Annotated in this window: 13 protein-coding genes and 1 pseudogene; 4 read left to right on the top strand and 10 right to left on the bottom strand. The window is 67.8% G+C overall.

Going from position 1 to position 14,718, the window contains the following annotated elements; translation table 11 throughout:
- Position 1: 1 nt before the first annotated feature.
- The 10 genes from VLG41_RS14420 to flhD form a co-directional block, all read right to left on the bottom strand.
- Positions 2-763 (bottom strand): hypothetical protein, encoded by a 762-nt coding sequence (locus tag VLG41_RS14420; protein WP_325350091.1) that lies wholly within the window; start codon positions 761-763, stop codon positions 2-4.
- A complete protein-coding gene (gene flhF / locus VLG41_RS14415) occupies positions 756-2,279 on the bottom strand; it encodes a flagellar biosynthesis protein FlhF (protein WP_325350090.1) in 1,524 nt (507 codons plus the stop codon). Before flhF ends, VLG41_RS14420 begins: the two co-directional genes overlap by 8 nt.
- 131 nt (positions 2,280-2,410) lie before the next feature.
- Positions 2,411-4,489 (bottom strand): flagellar biosynthesis protein FlhA, encoded by a 2,079-nt coding sequence (gene flhA, locus VLG41_RS14410; RefSeq protein WP_325350089.1) that lies wholly within the window; start codon positions 4,487-4,489, stop codon positions 2,411-2,413.
- Entirely contained in the window at positions 4,486-5,640 is a 1,155-nt protein-coding gene (locus VLG41_RS14405) for a flagellar type III secretion system protein FlhB (protein WP_325350088.1), read from the bottom strand. The genes flhA and VLG41_RS14405 overlap by 4 nt, the downstream gene beginning before the upstream one ends.
- 93 nt (positions 5,641-5,733) lie before the next feature.
- Positions 5,734-6,345 (bottom strand): protein phosphatase CheZ, encoded by a 612-nt coding sequence (locus VLG41_RS14400; RefSeq protein ID WP_325350087.1) that lies wholly within the window; start codon positions 6,343-6,345, stop codon positions 5,734-5,736.
- A gap of 21 nt (positions 6,346-6,366) precedes the next feature.
- Positions 6,367-6,753 (bottom strand): chemotaxis response regulator CheY, encoded by a 387-nt coding sequence (gene cheY, locus VLG41_RS14395; RefSeq protein WP_009516291.1) that lies wholly within the window; start codon positions 6,751-6,753, stop codon positions 6,367-6,369.
- 42 nt (positions 6,754-6,795) lie between these two features.
- Positions 6,796-7,842 carry a flagellar motor protein MotB gene (gene motB, locus VLG41_RS14390; RefSeq protein ID WP_325350086.1) on the bottom strand — a complete coding sequence of 349 codons (1,047 nt, stop codon included), beginning with the start codon at positions 7,840-7,842 and terminating at the stop codon, positions 6,796-6,798.
- A 9-nt stretch (positions 7,843-7,851) separates the two neighbouring features.
- On the bottom strand, positions 7,852-8,715 hold the full coding sequence (motA, locus tag VLG41_RS14385; protein ID WP_325350085.1) for a flagellar motor stator protein MotA: 864 nt from the start codon (positions 8,713-8,715) through the stop codon (positions 7,852-7,854).
- 128 nt (positions 8,716-8,843) lie between these two features.
- Positions 8,844-9,383 (bottom strand): flagellar transcriptional regulator FlhC, encoded by a 540-nt coding sequence (flhC, locus tag VLG41_RS14380; protein WP_325350084.1) that lies wholly within the window; start codon positions 9,381-9,383, stop codon positions 8,844-8,846.
- A 40-nt stretch (positions 9,384-9,423) separates the two neighbouring features.
- The gene (flhD, locus tag VLG41_RS14375; RefSeq protein ID WP_325350083.1) at positions 9,424-9,765 is read right to left on the bottom strand and encodes a flagellar transcriptional regulator FlhD; all 342 of its coding nucleotides are present in this window, start codon (positions 9,763-9,765) and stop codon (positions 9,424-9,426) included.
- Between the two features lie 638 nt (positions 9,766-10,403).
- On the opposite strand from flhD, the gene VLG41_RS14370 reads away from it, so the two are divergent.
- The 4 genes and pseudogenes from VLG41_RS14370 to VLG41_RS14355 all read left to right on the top strand — a co-directional run.
- The gene (locus VLG41_RS14370; protein ID WP_325350082.1) at positions 10,404-11,603 is read left to right on the top strand and encodes a flagellin; all 1,200 of its coding nucleotides are present in this window, start codon (positions 10,404-10,406) and stop codon (positions 11,601-11,603) included.
- A gap of 26 nt (positions 11,604-11,629) precedes the next feature.
- The gene (fliD, locus tag VLG41_RS14365) at positions 11,630-13,042 is read left to right on the top strand and encodes a flagellar filament capping protein FliD (RefSeq protein WP_325350081.1); all 1,413 of its coding nucleotides are present in this window, start codon (positions 11,630-11,632) and stop codon (positions 13,040-13,042) included.
- Positions 13,043-13,235: 193 nt separating this feature from the next.
- The gene (locus VLG41_RS14360) at positions 13,236-14,423 is read left to right on the top strand and encodes a flagellin (RefSeq protein WP_325350080.1); all 1,188 of its coding nucleotides are present in this window, start codon (positions 13,236-13,238) and stop codon (positions 14,421-14,423) included.
- 29 nt (positions 14,424-14,452) lie between these two features.
- A pseudogene (locus VLG41_RS14355) lies at positions 14,453-14,718 on the top strand (flagellin); the annotation flags it as partial.

Raw genomic sequence — 14,718 nt, 5'->3', positions numbered from 1 at the left:
GTCAGCTCCAGAAGGGAATGTCGGCCCCGGCGTGCGCGCCGCGGGCGGGTGAGCGGTAGGGAACGAAGGCCGGCGCGTCGGCGCAGACCAGGGCGGCGTCGGGCACGCGCTGGCCCCAGGCGGCGCGCGACCACACGGGCGCTTTCAGGTCGAGGTGGCGCTGCGCGCAGTCGAGCACGTTGGACAGCACCTGCGTGTGCGCCTCCAGCGGCGCCAGCACCGGGTGCAGGCCCGCGCCATGCAGCCACTTGAGCGCGCCGTAGGCGTCGATGCTGGCCTGCGGCTGCGGCACCACGGGCACCAGCACCCGCGCCTTCACGCCGGCCAGCAGGCGGGCCAGCAGTTGGGCCGGCGCGTACAGCAGCAGCAGCGCACCGGACGCGAAGGGGGCGAACAGGCGCGTGAGCGCGGTGTCGGCGCCCGCGGCATCGGCCGTGGCCACCAGGCTCTGCAGGCCTTGCGCGGCGGGCATCACCAGCCAGTCGGTGCCGTCGGCGGGCCGGGCATCGGCACCCAGGTTCGCCACGCCGGTGTCGGCCAGCGCGTGGCTCAGGCCGCCGCTGTCGCCGCGCTCGGTGGCACAGGCGTCGATGACGACCACGCGCTGACCGGTCTCGGCGAGGTCCATGGCCAGGCGGCACAGCCACTCGAAGCCGCGCGAAGGCATCGCGGGGCTGGCCAGCGGCATCAGCGCGGGCCCGCCGTGGCGGGCCTTGGCCTCCAGCCGCAGCCCGGCCGCCTGATCGACGCCGAAATCAAACATGCAGACCCCCGAGCGGCATGCCGCGGCCACCGGACTGCGCGAAGTAGAAGCCCATGTCGGCGCTGGCGGGGTCGAAGGCGGACTTGCCGGCCGAGCCCATGCTGAGCTTGACCAGCGTGCCGGCGTCGGCGTTCTGCCAGTCTTCGGGCACGCGCTGGCCATTGGCCACGCCGCGCACCGTCACCTGGTGGCGGATCGCCGCGTCCAGCGCGGGGCCCAGCTTCACGGCTTCGTCGACCTTGGACAGCACCACGCCGTGCAGCTTGTCGGACTTGAAAGCGGCCAGGGTCTCGTCGATGGCGTCGCCCTGCGCGCCGGCGTTGAGCACCAGCACCTTCTTGAGCGAAGGCACTTCCAGCACGTCGAGCATGTCCTGCACGCGCTGGTCGCGCTGGCCCAGGCCGGCGGTGTCGATGATGACCAGGCGCTTGCCCGAGAGCAGGCCCAGCAGGTCCTTGAGCGCGGCGCGGTCGTGCGCCAGGTGCGCCACCACGCCGAGCATGCGGCCATAGGCGCGCAGTTGTTCGTAGCCCGAGACGCGGTAGCTGTCCAGGGTGATGAGGCCCACGCTGCCCGAGCCGAACTGCTTGACGCACTGCGCGGCCAGCTTGGCGGCGGTGGTGGTCTTGCCCACACCGGTGGCGCCCACCAGGGCGACCACGCCGCCCTCTTCGGCCAGGCTGGCGCCGGTGGCGGCCACGCGCAGGTTGCGCTGGATCGCGTCCATCACCCAGCGCAGCGACTCGCCGGCACCGGCTTCGGCGGGCAGGCGCTCCAGCAGGGCGCGCGCGAGTTGCGGCGAATAGCCGGCGCGGATGAGCTTGTGCATCAGGCTCGACTGGATCGGGTTCTGCTTGCTCGAGCCCAGCCAGGCCAGGGTGTTGAAGCGCTCCTCGATCATGTCCTTGAGCGCGTTGAGCTCGACGGCCATGCGGTTGTCTTCCTGCGTGGCGAAGCGCGTGGGCGGCACCGAATCCTCGAAGGCGGTCTCGCGCGTGCGGATCGGCGCCTGCGGCCGGCGCGCCGGCTGGGCCATCTCGGCCGGCTCGTTGTAGCGCTGCACCGGCACCATGATCGGGTCCGCCGGTTCGGCGAGGAAAGGCTTGGCGGGTGCCGCGGGGGCGGCCTTTGCGGCGGGCGCGGCCACGGCGGGCGCGGCGGCCTCGCCCATCTGCTCGCGGCGCTTGCGCAGCATGCGCTCGCGCACGTATTCCTGGAACGACAGGGTGCTCATCGCCATGGCTTCGGTGTCACTGCCCACCGAGCTGATGTGCCCCATCTTCTGCGCCGTCGCGAGTTGATCGGCCTTGGCCACCGCCGCGGCCACAGCGGGTGCGGGCGCCAGGGACTGCCCGGCCTGCGCGATGCCCGCCAGGCTTTCCTCGGCGGCGGCCATCACCTCGAAGCCGTCCGCCGTCTGGCGGGTGGAGAGGATCACGGCGCTGTCGCCGAACTGGCGGCGTGCCTTGGACATGGCCTCGCGCGAGGTGGGGGCGATGAAGCGTTGGATGTTCATTCGATAAGTCCCAGAGAACGTTCAGGAGGCTAGGGATGCAAACCGGGGGGCACCACGGAACCGGCTTTGCCGGGCCGCAGGTGCCGCCCCCTTGAGGGGGTCACGCGAAGCGTGGCGGGGGTGCTTCTTGTTCATGCGGCAAGCTGGCCCAGGATGGGGCCGATGCGGATCAGGTGGGTCTCGGGAATCTCGCTGTGCGCCAGCACCTGCAGGCGCGGCGCGGCGCGGCGCAGCAGGCGCGCCATGGCGCTGCGGATGGCGTCGGGCACCAGCAGGCAGGCGGGCACGCCCTTCTCCTCCTGCTTGTTGGCGATGTCGGTCGCGGACTGGCTCAGCATCTCGGCCACGCCAGGGTCCAGCGCGCCGGCGTTCTGGCCGGACAGGGCCTGCATCAGCAGCCGCTCCAGGCCGGGTTCGATGGCGATGACCTCGAGCTCCTTCACCGGGCCGTAGATCTGCTGCACGATGGCCGGCGACAGCGCCATGCGCACGCGGCGGGCCAGTTCGTGGGGCTCGGTCACGTGCACGGCGTGCTCGGCGATCGATTCGATGATGGTGCGGATGTCGCGCACGTGCACACCTTCTTCCAGCAGCAGCTGGAGCACTTTCTGGAAGGTGGCAACCGAAACCATCTTGGGCACGACTTCTTCGATCAGCTTGGGGGCCAGGCGGGTCACGTGTTCGACCAGTTCCTGGGTCTCCGTCCGGCTCAGCAACTTGGCCGCCTGGACTTGCATCAAGTGTGAAAGATGGGTCGCCAGCACGGTCTCGGAATCAACGACGGTGAAACCGGCCATTTGCGCCGTTTCCTTCTGGCGCTCGTCGATCCAGTGCGCGGGCAGGCCGAAGGCCGGGTCGGTGGTGGGCGTGCCGATGAGGGGCGTGTTGATGCCACCGGGGTCGATGGCCAGCCACATGCCGGGGAAGACCTCGCCATCGCCCACCACCACGCCGCGCAGCGTGATGCGGTAGGCGCTGGGGTGCAGCTCCAGGTTGTCGCGCACGTGCACGGGCGGGGGCAGGAAGCCCACGTCCTGCGCGAACTTCTTGCGCACGCCCTTGATGCGCGTGAGCAGATCGCCCTGGCGGTTCTTGTCCACCAGCGCGATGAGTCGGTAGCCCAGTTCCAGGCCCAGCAGGTCCACGGGTTGCAGGTCGTCCCAGGTGGCCTCGCCGTCGTTGGCGGGCGAGCCCGCGGCGGCGGCGCCGGGTTCGGGCTTGGGCGCCAGTTCCTGCTGGCGGCGCCAGTACGCCAGGCCACCCAGCAGAGCCGCGAACAGCAGGAAGAACAGGTGCGGCATGCCCGGAATCACGCCCAGCAGGAACAGCACCGACGCGGCGATGCCCAGCACGCGCGAGGACAGGAACATCTGCTGCGCCACCAGTTGGCCCAGGTCCTCGTCCTTGCCCACGCGCGAGACCACCATGGCCGCGGCCACCGAGATCAGCAGGCCGGGAATCTGCGCGACCAGCGCGTCGCCCACCGCCAGCAGGATGTAGTTGTCCGCCGCCTGACCTGCGGAAAGGCCATGCTGCACCATGCCGATGGCAAAACCGCCGATGACGTTGATGATCAGGATCAGGATGCCGGCGATGGCGTCGCCGCGCACGAACTTGGAGGCGCCGTCCATGGAGCCGAAGAACTCGGCCTCCTCGCCCACCTCGGCGCGGCGGCGCTTGGCCTCCTTCTCGTCGATCAGGCCGGCGCCCAGGTCGGCGTCGATCGCCATCTGCTTGCCGGGCATGGCGTCCAGGGTGAAGCGCGCCGACACCTCCGCGATGCGCTCCGAACCCTTGGTGATCACGATGAAGTTGATCACCACCAGGATCACGAAGACGATCAGGCCGACGGCGAAGTTGCCGCCGATGAGGAAGTGGCCGAAGGCCTCGATCACCTCGCCGGCCGCGCCGGGGCCGGTGTGGCCTTCGAGCAGCACCACGCGCGTGGAGGCCACGTTGAGCGACAGGCGCAGCAGCGTGGTGAGCAGCAGCACCGTGGGAAAGACCGAGAAGTCCAGCGGGCGGCGCATGTAGGCCGCCACCATCATCACCACCAGCGAGAGCGCGATGTTGAGCGTGAAGAAGGTGTCCAGCATCCACGGTGGCAGCGGCAGCACCATCATGGACAGGATGGTCATCACCAGCATGGGCGCGGCCAGTCCACCGGCCAGCGCGCCATTGCGCTTGAACCACTGCTGCAGGGCGTTCATTGCTCAGCCTCCTGGGGCTTTTTCTTGAAATGCGGGTCGAGTTCGGGCGGCACCGTCGGCTGCGGGTCGGCCGGCATGCGGCCCTGGCCGTTCATGGCCGCCTTGAACTGGTACACCCAGGCCAGCACCTGGGCCACGGCGGTGTAGAGCGCGCCCGGGATTTCCTGGTCGATCTCGGCGTGGGCGTACAGCGCGCGCGCCAGCATGGGCGACTGCAGCACGGGCACGGCGTTGGCCTTGGCGACGTCGCGGATCTTCATCGCCAGCAGGTCCGTGCCCTTGGCGATCACGCGCGGCGCGGTCATGGTGGCCTCGTCGTAGCGCAGGGCCACGGCGTAGTGGGTCGGGTTCATCACCACCAGGTCGGCCTTGGGCACGGCGCGGATGCTCTGGCGCTGCGCGAGCTGGCGCTGGCGCGCGCGGCGCTGGCCCTTCACGTGCGGGTCGCCCTCGGCTTCCTTGTGCTCGCGCTTGATCTCGTCGTGCGACATGCGCAGGCGGTGCTTGTGCAGGAAGCGCTGGGTGGGCACGTCGATGGCGGCGACCACGCCGATCACCAGCAGCAGCAGGCCCACGCCCACGGCCAGCCATTGCGCGAGCTGGCCGATGCCGGCCTCCAGCGGGCGCATGAGCAGGGTGGCGAAGGCCTCGGCGTGGTTGACGATGAACTGGCCGGCCACCAGCAGCACCACGGCGGTGATGCCCACCAGCTTGAAGGTCTCGATGACTTGCTGGCGCGAGAACAGGCGCTTGAAGCCCGACAGCGGGCTGATGTTGCTGAGCTTGGGCTCGATGGGCTTGGTGCTGAAGGCGAAGCTGCCCGCCGCGACCAGGGCCGCGATGGCCAGTGCGACGACCAGCAGGCCCAGCGGCAGGTAGACCATGAGCGCCTGCGCGGTGCTGCCCGACAGGCGCTGCAGCATCAGCTCGGGCGTGCGCACGCTGGCGTTGTCGAAGCGCAGCTGGCTGGCCAGCGCGTCGCGCAACTGGGCGAAACCGGCGGGCGCGAGCGCGAACAGCACCAGCATGCCGCCGCCCAGCACGGTGACGTTGGACAGGTCCTTGGAGCGGGCGACCTGGCCGTCGTCGCGCGCCTTCTTCAGGCGCTGCGGTGTCGCGGGCAGGTTCTTGTCTTGGCTCGAGGAATCCATCGGTCAGGCTCGGGGAAGTGAGCCTGATTGTGGAAACGGGAGCGAAAAACTAAAGGGCGATAAGGCGCGGCGAAACCGCGCTTTTCCCCGGGATCAGAAACCCAGGCTGGCCAGCAGGTCGTCCACCTGCTGCTGGTTGGTCACCACGTCCGTACGGCCTTCGGCGTTCACCACCGGTCCCGCCAGTTCGTGCGCCTTGTCCTGGCCCGGCTGCCCGGTCGGCACCGACTCGAGCAGCAGGCCCAGCAACTGCTCTTCGATCGTCCCCGCCAGGCCCACCACGCGCGCGATCACCTGGCCGGTGAGGTCGTGGAAGTCCTGCGCCATCATGATCTCGGTCAGGCGCGCGTCGGTCTTCTCGGCCAGCGCCACCACGTCGGTGGACCACTCCAGCAGCTCGGGCATGGCCTTGGCCAGCGCCGGCACGCGCCGGATGGTGTCGGCCAGTTCGCGGCCCCGCTGCGCGAGCTGCTCCTGCTCCTTCTTGCCCTCTTCCACCTGGCTCAGCACCTTCTCGGCGGCCTCGCCGGTGAGCTTGGCGATGTAGGTCAGGCGGCTCTGCGCATCGGGCAGCTGTTCCACCGTGCCTTGCAGCTTGTCGGCGTAACCCAGCTCCTTCATCGCGTCGTGCAGCTGGCGCGTGATCGCGCCCAGCTTGCGGAACATGTCGGGGTTGGTGCCGGGGGTATCGGGGGTGTCGTTCATGACCTTGTTCTCCCGATGCCCTTACAGGCCCAGCTTCTTGAAGATGTTCGCGAGCTTCTCTTCCAGCGTGGCCTTGGTGAAAGGCTTGACGATGTAGCCGGCCGCGCCGTTCTGCGCCGCCAGCACGATGTCTTCCTTGCGCGCCTCGGCCGTCACCATCAGCACCGGCAACTGCTTGAGCTTCTCGTCGGCCTTGATCGCGGCCAGCAGCTCGAAGCCGTTCATGTTCGGCATGTTGATGTCGGTGACGACGAAGTTGAAGTTGCCGGCCTTGAGCTTGCCCAGCGCGATCGCGCCGTCCTCGGCCTCATCGGCATCGGCGTGGCCGATCTCCTTGAGCAGGTTGCGCACGATGCGGCGCATGGTGGAGAAGTCGTCAACGATCAGGAATTTCATCGGCGTGGACATGGCAGCCTCCGCGGAGGTGGGGGTCGGAAAGGATCGGGCCGCTCAGCGCGTGCTCGTCTCGGTTGTTTTCGTCAGGTCGGGCGAAATCTGTAGGGTCGTGGCGGCCACAGCCGTGGCGGGCGCCAAGGAAGACGTCGCGGGCGCGGCAGGGGTGCTGGGCCCGGCCGGTGCCCGCGGGGCCTGTGCGTCGCCCTGGCCCAAGACGGGCGCAGCGGGCAGCGCGGGCGGGAACATCCGCTCCTCGTAGTCGCGCGTCATGATCACGATGCTGATGCGCCGGTTGCTCGGATCCAAGGGTTGTTCGGGCAGCAGCGGCACGCTGGCGGCCAGGCCTTCCACGCGGCGCAGCTTGTCGTCGGGCAGGCCGCCGGCCACCAGCTCGCGGCGCGAGGCGTTGGCGCGGTCGGCCGACAACTCCCAGTTGCTGTAGCCGCGCTCGCCGCTGCCATACGGCTTGGCGTCGGTGTGCCCGGCCAGCGAGATGCGGTTCTCCACCCCCCCCAGCGAGCGGCCGATGGCGTGCAGGATGTCGCGCATGTAGGGCTTCACCAGGGCGCTGCCGGTGTCGAACATCGGCCGGTTCTGGTCGTCCACGATCAGGATGTGCAGCCCGTCGGGCGTCTTGACCATGCGGATCTGCGAGCGGTACTCGCCCAGCTTGCCGTCGGTCTCGATCAGCGTGTTGATCTTGCGCTCCAGCGCGTCGATGCGCTCCTGGTCCTGGCGCGCGAGCTCGGCGCGCGCCATCTGGGCGCCGATCTGCTTGACGGTGCGCTCGGTGTCGCCCGAGTCGCGCTGGCCGGTGGCGGCCGAGAGGTCGCGCCCGCCGCCGGGGATGATGCTGCTGCTGTTGCCGGTGCCGTCGCCGCCCAGGAAGGACACCTTGACCGGGTTGACGAAGTAGCTGGCAATGCCCTCCAGGTCGCCCTTGGCGGTGGAGCCCAGCAGCCACATGAGCAGGAAGAAGGCCATCATGGCCGTCACGAAGTCGGCGTAGGCGATCTTCCACGCGCCGCCGTGCGCCGCGTGGCCCGCCTTCTTCACCCGCTTGATGACGATGGGCTGGAGCTTCTTTCCATCACCCGCCATGACGCATCCTCACGCTTTCTTCCCTTTGACATGGCCTTCGAGTTCGGTGAACGTCGGGCGCACATCGCTGAACAGCACCTTTCGGCCGAACTCCACCGCCGTGGCGGGGGCGTAGCCCTGCATGCTGGCCAGCAGCGTGGTCTTCACGCACTGCAGCTCCTTGCCGCTCTCTTCCACTTTCTGGTCCATCAGGCCGCCCAGGGGCTCGAACACACCGTAGGCCAGCAGGATGCCGAGGAAGGTGCCGACCAGGGCCGAGCCGATCATGGCGCCCAGCACGGCGGGCGGCTGGCCCACCGAGCCCATGGTGTTCACCACGCCCAGCACGGCGGCCACGATGCCGAAGGCCGGCAGGCCGCCGGCCAGGCGGCCGATGGCGGCCACGGGCGCGTGCGCTTCCTGGTGGTGGGTCTCGATCTCGCTGTCCATCAGCGACTCGATCTCGTGCGCGTTCAGGTTGCCCGAGACCATCATGCGCAGGTAGTCGGTGATGAACTCCACCACGTGGTGGTCGGCGGTGATGGTGGGGTACTTCTGGAACACCGCCGACTCGTGCGGGTTGTCCACGTCCTGCTCGATGGCCATCAGGCCTTCCTTGCGGGCCTTTTGCAGCAGGTCGTAGAGCAGCGCCAGCAACTGCAGGTAGCGCTCCTTGGTGTAGCGGCTGCCCTTGAAGCAGCCGGCCATGCCCTTGAAGGCGGCTTTCACCACCTTCATCTGGTTGTTGATGAGGAAGGCGCCCAGCGCCGCGCCGAGGATGGTGGTCATCTCGAACGGCAGCGCCTTGAGCACGACGCCGATGTTGCCTCCGTGCGCGATGAACACGCCGAAGATGCAGAGCATCGAGACCACGAAGCCGATGATGACGAACATGTTCTTGGTCGAATGAATGGATACAGGACTTATCGACCGACTCTAGGGGCGATGAAGATCGCCAGAAACGCGAAAAGGGCCCCCGCAGGGGCCCTTTTCCGGCTTTGACGGCGCGGGTGTGTTTTTTCTCAGTGCAAGCGCAGCGAACCGGCGGCGCTGCCCTTGCCGGCGCGGGCCGGGGGCTGGCACAGGCCACAGATGAAGTGGCGGGCGTTCTCGTAGGGTTCGGTGACGAAGTGGCCGCCGCAGCAGGAGCACTTGGTCAGCGTGAGCATGCCGCTGTCGACGAACTTGATGAGGCGCCAGGCGCGGGTGATGGACAGCAGCGGCTCGATGGCGCTGGCGGTCATCTGTTCGCTGTAGAGGCGGAAGGCCTTGATGACGGTGTCGATGTCCTCGAGCGCGCTGGACTTGGACAGGTACTCGTGGATGTTGAGGAACAGCGAAGCGTGGATGTTGGGCTGCCAGGTCAGGAACCAGTCGGTGGAGAACGGCAGTTGTCCCTTGGAGGGGCTCTTGCCCGCGACTTCCTTGTACAGGCGCAGCAGGCGCTCGTAGGACAGGCTGGTCTCGTACTCCAGCACCTGCAGGCGCGCGCCCAGCTGGATCAGGGCCACCGCGCGTTCGATGTCGCGCGACTCGTTGAGAATGCTTTTGCCAGCGGCCATGTTCGTGCTCCTGCGCTTCGTCTGTTACAGGTAAGGGGTATCAGTGCGCCGTGGCGGCCATGGACTCGGCGTACTTGCCGGCCATGAGGATGCTGGCGTGCAGTTGGGTGGTGGTGCTGTTGTCCACCTTCTTCACGTTGTGGCTGGTCAGCAGGTTCCACACGAGGTCGTCGTCGACGCGGAAGCGGCACAGCAGCATGTTGCTGGAGGCGATCTTGAGCAGCTGGGCGGTGGAGAGCATGGCCAGCAGGTCGGCGGCTTCCTCGGTCAGGCCCAGGCGGAACAGGGCTTCGGCGCGGTCCTTGCGGATCAGGTTCTGCGCCAGCATCAGGTAGGTCAGGTTGGCTTCGCGGATCTCGGCCAGAAGTTGTTCGCTGTCCATCACTCACTCCTTAAACACGTCGGTCGTCGGTTGAGGGTCGTTTGCGTTGCGTTTGCTGACCCGATGTGAGGAATTGTGTCGAGTGGTGAACAAACTTGAATCGGGAAACGTCTGTGCGTGCTGTCGGGAATACCGGTAGGGGGTGTCGGCGCAATGCCTACAACCTAGGTTTTAGTTATTGCGGTTTTTCACGCTCATGACCGCTCGGGAGCCGTCGGTCGAGGGTTTGCGCGGTTCTTCTCCGGTGGGTCCGGTCATCGGCGCTCGGGTGCCCTGCGTAGCGAAATAAAGGGGGAGGACGGCGCAGCCAGCCGTCCGGAGGACATTCGCGGAGCAGGGCACCCAGTGGCCGCGAGCCCGCGAGGTGCCACGAGCGAAACCCGCGAGGTGCCACGAGCGAAAAGGGCGCACCGAAAACCCGGCGCAACCCCAGGCAAAGCCAAGAACAGCCGATGTTCGGCACCGCTTATCCGCCCGTTCCCCATCGGACAAATCTAAAGAATTCGCGGCTATCACCGAAATTGACGGAGCGAGCTTCCCGATGGAGTTCGTCGCCAGGCCAGCCAGGGCGGCGATCAGTGACGGTGAGACCCGGAGTGTCCCGGGTCAACCCTTCCAGTCCATCACAGGAGTGAGTTATGACCACCATCAACACCAACATGATGTCGATGACCGCCCAGCGCAACCTGGCGACGTCGGCGGGGTCGCTCGCGACCTCCATGCAACGCCTCTCGTCGGGCCTGCGCGTCAACTCCGCCAAGGATGATGCCGCCGGCCTGGCCATCTCCGAGCGCATGAACACCCAGGTGCGCGGCCTCAGCGTCGCCGCCCGCAACGCCAACGACGGCATCTCCCTCGCCCAGGTCGCCGAAGGCGCCCTCGGCAAGGTCGGCGACATGCTGCAGCGCATGCGCGAACTGGCCGTGCAATCGGCCAACGCCTCCAACAACGCCGACGACCGCAAGGCCCTTCAGGCCGAAGTGACCCAGCTGCGCCAGGAAGTGGAGCGCGTGGCCAAGACCACCGCCTTCAACGGCACCAAGCTGCTCGACGGCACCTTCGCCAACGTCACCTTCCAGGTCGGCGCCAACGCCGGTGAAGGCATCTCCATCGAATCCATCGTCAGCGCCCGCGTGGACGACATCGGCGCCACCGACTTCAACATCACCCCCGCCATCAACAACCTGGCCGACCCCGTGGCCCCGGCCGTGCTGGCCGCCGTGCCCGCCGGCACGCTGGAAATCCTTGACGCCGATGGCAACGCCATCCCGCTGGGCCCCATCGGTGAAGCCACCACCGGCGCGCAGCGCACCGGTCAGGTGATCGACGCCATCAACGCCAAGTCCTCCGACACCGGCGTGTTCGCGCGCCCCGTGCTCGACGCCACGGGCGCCACCACGGGCTACGAGATCTTCTCGGACCGCGCGCTCGCCACTGGCGCGGGCGAGGCCCTGGAAAGCCTGGCCGGCGCCGCCGCCGACGTCGGTACCGTGGTCGCCACCGCGCCCACCGCCGCGCCCTTCACGCTCGAGGACATCAACATCGAGAACTTCGGCGACAGCCAGCTCGCGATGAAGGTCATCGACAACGCCATCGACGCCATCAACAGCTCGCGCGCCGACCTCGGCGCCCTGCAAAGCCGCTTCGAAAGCGCCGTGGCCAACATCAACATCACCGGCGAGAACCTCTCCGCCGCGCGCGGGCGCATCGTCGACGCCGACTTCGCGAAAGAGACCTCCAATCTCTCGCGCGCCCAGATCCTGCAGCAGGCCGGCACCGCCATGGTCGCGCAGGCCAACCAGATCCCGCAGAACGTGCTGTCGCTGCTGGGACGCTGACCCACCACTGACCCCGAAGGAACCGCATGGCGACCATCACTTCACCCGGCATGGCCTCCGGCCTGCCCATCAAGGAAATGGTCGCGCAGCTCGTGGCGCTGGAACGCGCGCCGCTCACGGGGCTGCAGACGCAGGTCAACAAGGCGCAGAGCAAGCTGTCGATCTACGGCACCATCAGCTCGCTCGTCACCACGCTGGGCGACGCGGGCGCCAAGCTGGCCGAGGCGAACGCCTTCAAGGCCGTGAAGGCCACCTCCTCGCTGCCCGAATCGCTGGGCGTGACGGTGGCCGCGGGCACGGCGCCCACGGGCTTTTCGCTCGAGGTGCAGCGCCTGGCGCAGGCACAGAACACCTCCAGCGCCGCCGTGACCGCGGGCAGCGGCATGGGCGCGGGCACACTGACCATCACCCTGGGCAACTGGGGCAGCGGCAGCTTCGTGGCCGGCAGCGAGACGCCGGTGGAGATCACGGTCGAGGAAGGCAAGGACACCCTGGCCGACATCGCCAAACAGATCAATGAGTCGGACGCAGGCGTCACCGCCACCGTGCTGAAGGACGCCAACGGCGAACGGCTGCTGCTGCGCTCCAAGGCCACGGGTGCCGAGATGGGTTTTCAGGTCGAGGCCACGGATGCGGACGCAGGCGATGGCAAGGACCTCGGGCGCCTGGCTTACACCGGCGCGGGCTCGCCCACCTCGCTCACGCAGGCGGGCCTGAACGCGCAGCTCACCATCAACGGCGTGGCCATCGAATCGGCCACCAACACCGTCAAGGACAGCGTCGACGGCCTCACCTTCGAGCTCAAGAAGGTCACCACGGGCCCCGTGGAAGTGACCGTGAGCAACGACAAGGACGCGATGAAGAAGACCGTGCAGGGCTTCGTGGACGCGTACAACGCGGTCATGGACCTGCTGGCCACGACCACCAAATACGACCCGGAAACCAAGGTCGCCGGCTCGCTGCAGGGTGACAGCACCGCCACGGGCCTGCGCAACGCCATCCGCAGCATGATGCGATCGAGCACGCCCGGCGGCGAGTTCACGCAGTTGCTGGACATCGGCATCGAGATCAAGTCCGACGGCAAGATGAGCATCAACAGCACCAAGCTCGACGCCGCGCTGGACAAGCCCGCCGAGCTGGGCAAGCTCTTCGGCGCCACCAGCGACGACCCCACGAAGCGCGGCTTCGGGCTCAAGCTCGACGCCTTCGCCGATGGCCTCGTCGAGTCGGGTGGCACCATCAGCAACCGCACCGAATCGCTGAACGCCAGCATCAAGCGCACCAACAAGGAAATGGACAAGGTGGTGGATCGCGCGGCGCGCGCCGAGACGCGTTACCTGGCCTACTACAACGCGATGGACGCCAACGTGGCGCGCCTGAACTCGCTCAACGCGTACATCACGCAACAGATCACGATGTGGAACAGGAACACCGGGTGATGAGGCGAAGTGCGGCTTGAAAAGCGCGACGGGCGGTGGACATCCACCGCCCGTTCTGTTTTAGGGCCAGGTGCCTGCGGACTCAAGTAATCGACGGCCTGGCCGAAACACCCAGGCAACGGGCCACGGATCGCGGTTCGTGATCCGGCCGCCGCGCCGGTTGCCTTCAACAAGCCCTTCACAGGAGTCCGTCATGACCACCATCAACACCAACGTGATGTCGATGACCGCTCAGCGCAACCTGAGTGGCTCGGCCAGTTCGCTCGCCACCTCCATGCAGCGCCTGTCCTCTGGCCTGCGCGTGAACTCCGCCAAGGACGACGCCGCCGGCCTGGCGATCTCCGAGCGCATGAACAGCCAGGTGCGCGGCCTCAACGTCGCCGCCCGCAACGCCAACGACGGCATCTCCCTCGCTCAGACCGCCGAAGGCGCCCTGGGCAAGGTCGGCGACATGCTGCAGCGCATGCGCGAGCTGGCCGTGCAGTCGGCCAACGCCTCGAACAACGCCGATGACCGCACCGCCCTGCAGTCCGAAGTGACGCAGCTGCGCCAGGAAATCGACCGCGTGGCCAAGACCACCAGCTTCAACGGCACCAAGCTGCTGGACGGCACCTTTGCCAACGCCACCTTCCAGGTCGGCGCCAACGCCGGTGAAGGCATCGCCATCGAGTCCATCGTGTCCGCCAAGTCCGACACCCTGGGCACCACCACGGTGAGCTCCTCCGATGTCATCGCGGTGGACGTGGAAACCGCCAACGCCACCGACGGCGTGGCCCTGGCCGCCGGCGACCTGACCATCGAAGACGCGGCCGGCAACGCCATCGACCTGGGCCCCATCGGTGCCGCCACCACCAACGAACAGCGCACCTCGCAGATCGTCGACGCGATCAACGCCAAGTCGTCCGACACGGACATCTTCGCCAAGATCGAATACGACGCCGCGGGCGCTGTGACCGGCTACTCGGTGTTCTCGTCCTCGCGCACGCTGGACGGCACGGAGTTTGGCGGCTCCTTCGCGGCCGCCCCGACGGGCGACGTCGGCGGCGCCACCTACGCCGACGCCGACTTCGCACTGACCGACATCGACATCAACAGCTTCGGCGCCGCCCAGCTCGCGATGAAGGTGATCGACACCTCGATCGACTCGATCAACAGCTCGCGCGCCGACCTGGGTGCCCTGCAGAGCCGCTTCGAGAACGCCGTGGCCAACATCAACATCACCGGCGAGAACCTCTCCGCCGCGCGCGGGCGCATCGTCGACGCCGACTTCGCGAAAGAGACCTCCAACCTGTCGCGCGCCCAGATCCTGCAACAGGCCGGCACCGCCATGGTCGCGCAGGCCAACCAGGCGCCGCAGAACGTGCTGTCCCTGCTGCGCTGATCGACGACCCTCATTCAAAGGACACCACCATGACCACCATCAACACCAACGTGATGTCGATGACCGCTCAGCGCAACCTGAGTGGCTCGGCCAGTTCGCTTGCCACCTCCATGCAGCGCCTGTCCTCGGGCCTGCGCGTGAACTCCGCCAAGGACGACGCCGCCGGCCTGGCCATCTCCGAGCGCATGAACAGCCAGGTGCGCGGCCTCAACGTCGCCGCCCGCAACGCCAACGACGGCATCTCCCTCGCTCAGACCGCCGAAGGCGCCCTGGGCAAGGTCGGCGACATGCTGCA

Source organism: Hydrogenophaga sp. (genome assembly GCF_035481345.1).
Classification (GTDB): Bacteria; Pseudomonadota; Gammaproteobacteria; order Burkholderiales; family Burkholderiaceae_C; genus Hydrogenophaga.
The sequence above is the reverse complement of the archived record's forward strand: the minus strand, read 5'-3'. Positions and strand labels throughout refer to the sequence as shown.

Excerpts from the sequence above, each read along its gene's own strand:
- VLG41_RS14420 (WP_325350091.1), bottom strand. The coding sequence starts at position 763 with ATGTTTGATTTCGGCGTCGATCAGGCGGCCGGGCTGCGGCTGGAGGCC.
- flhF (WP_325350090.1), bottom strand. The coding sequence starts at position 2,279 with ATGAACATCCAACGCTTCATCGCCCCCACCTCGCGCGAGGCCATGTCC.
- flhA (WP_325350089.1), bottom strand. The coding sequence starts at position 4,489 with ATGAACGCCCTGCAGCAGTGGTTCAAGCGCAATGGCGCGCTGGCCGGT.
- VLG41_RS14405 (WP_325350088.1), bottom strand. The coding sequence starts at position 5,640 with ATGGATTCCTCGAGCCAAGACAAGAACCTGCCCGCGACACCGCAGCGC.
- VLG41_RS14400 (WP_325350087.1), bottom strand. The coding sequence starts at position 6,345 with ATGAACGACACCCCCGATACCCCCGGCACCAACCCCGACATGTTCCGC.
- cheY (WP_009516291.1), bottom strand. The coding sequence starts at position 6,753 with ATGTCCACGCCGATGAAATTCCTGATCGTTGACGACTTCTCCACCATG.
- motB (WP_325350086.1), bottom strand. The coding sequence starts at position 7,842 with ATGGCGGGTGATGGAAAGAAGCTCCAGCCCATCGTCATCAAGCGGGTG.
- motA (WP_325350085.1), bottom strand. The coding sequence starts at position 8,715 with ATGTTCGTCATCATCGGCTTCGTGGTCTCGATGCTCTGCATCTTCGGC.
- flhC (WP_325350084.1), bottom strand. The coding sequence starts at position 9,383 with ATGGCCGCTGGCAAAAGCATTCTCAACGAGTCGCGCGACATCGAACGC.
- flhD (WP_325350083.1), bottom strand. The coding sequence starts at position 9,765 with ATGGACAGCGAACAACTTCTGGCCGAGATCCGCGAAGCCAACCTGACC.
- VLG41_RS14370 (WP_325350082.1), top strand. The coding sequence starts at position 10,404 with ATGACCACCATCAACACCAACATGATGTCGATGACCGCCCAGCGCAAC.
- fliD (WP_325350081.1), top strand. The coding sequence starts at position 11,630 with ATGGCGACCATCACTTCACCCGGCATGGCCTCCGGCCTGCCCATCAAG.
- VLG41_RS14360 (WP_325350080.1), top strand. The coding sequence starts at position 13,236 with ATGACCACCATCAACACCAACGTGATGTCGATGACCGCTCAGCGCAAC.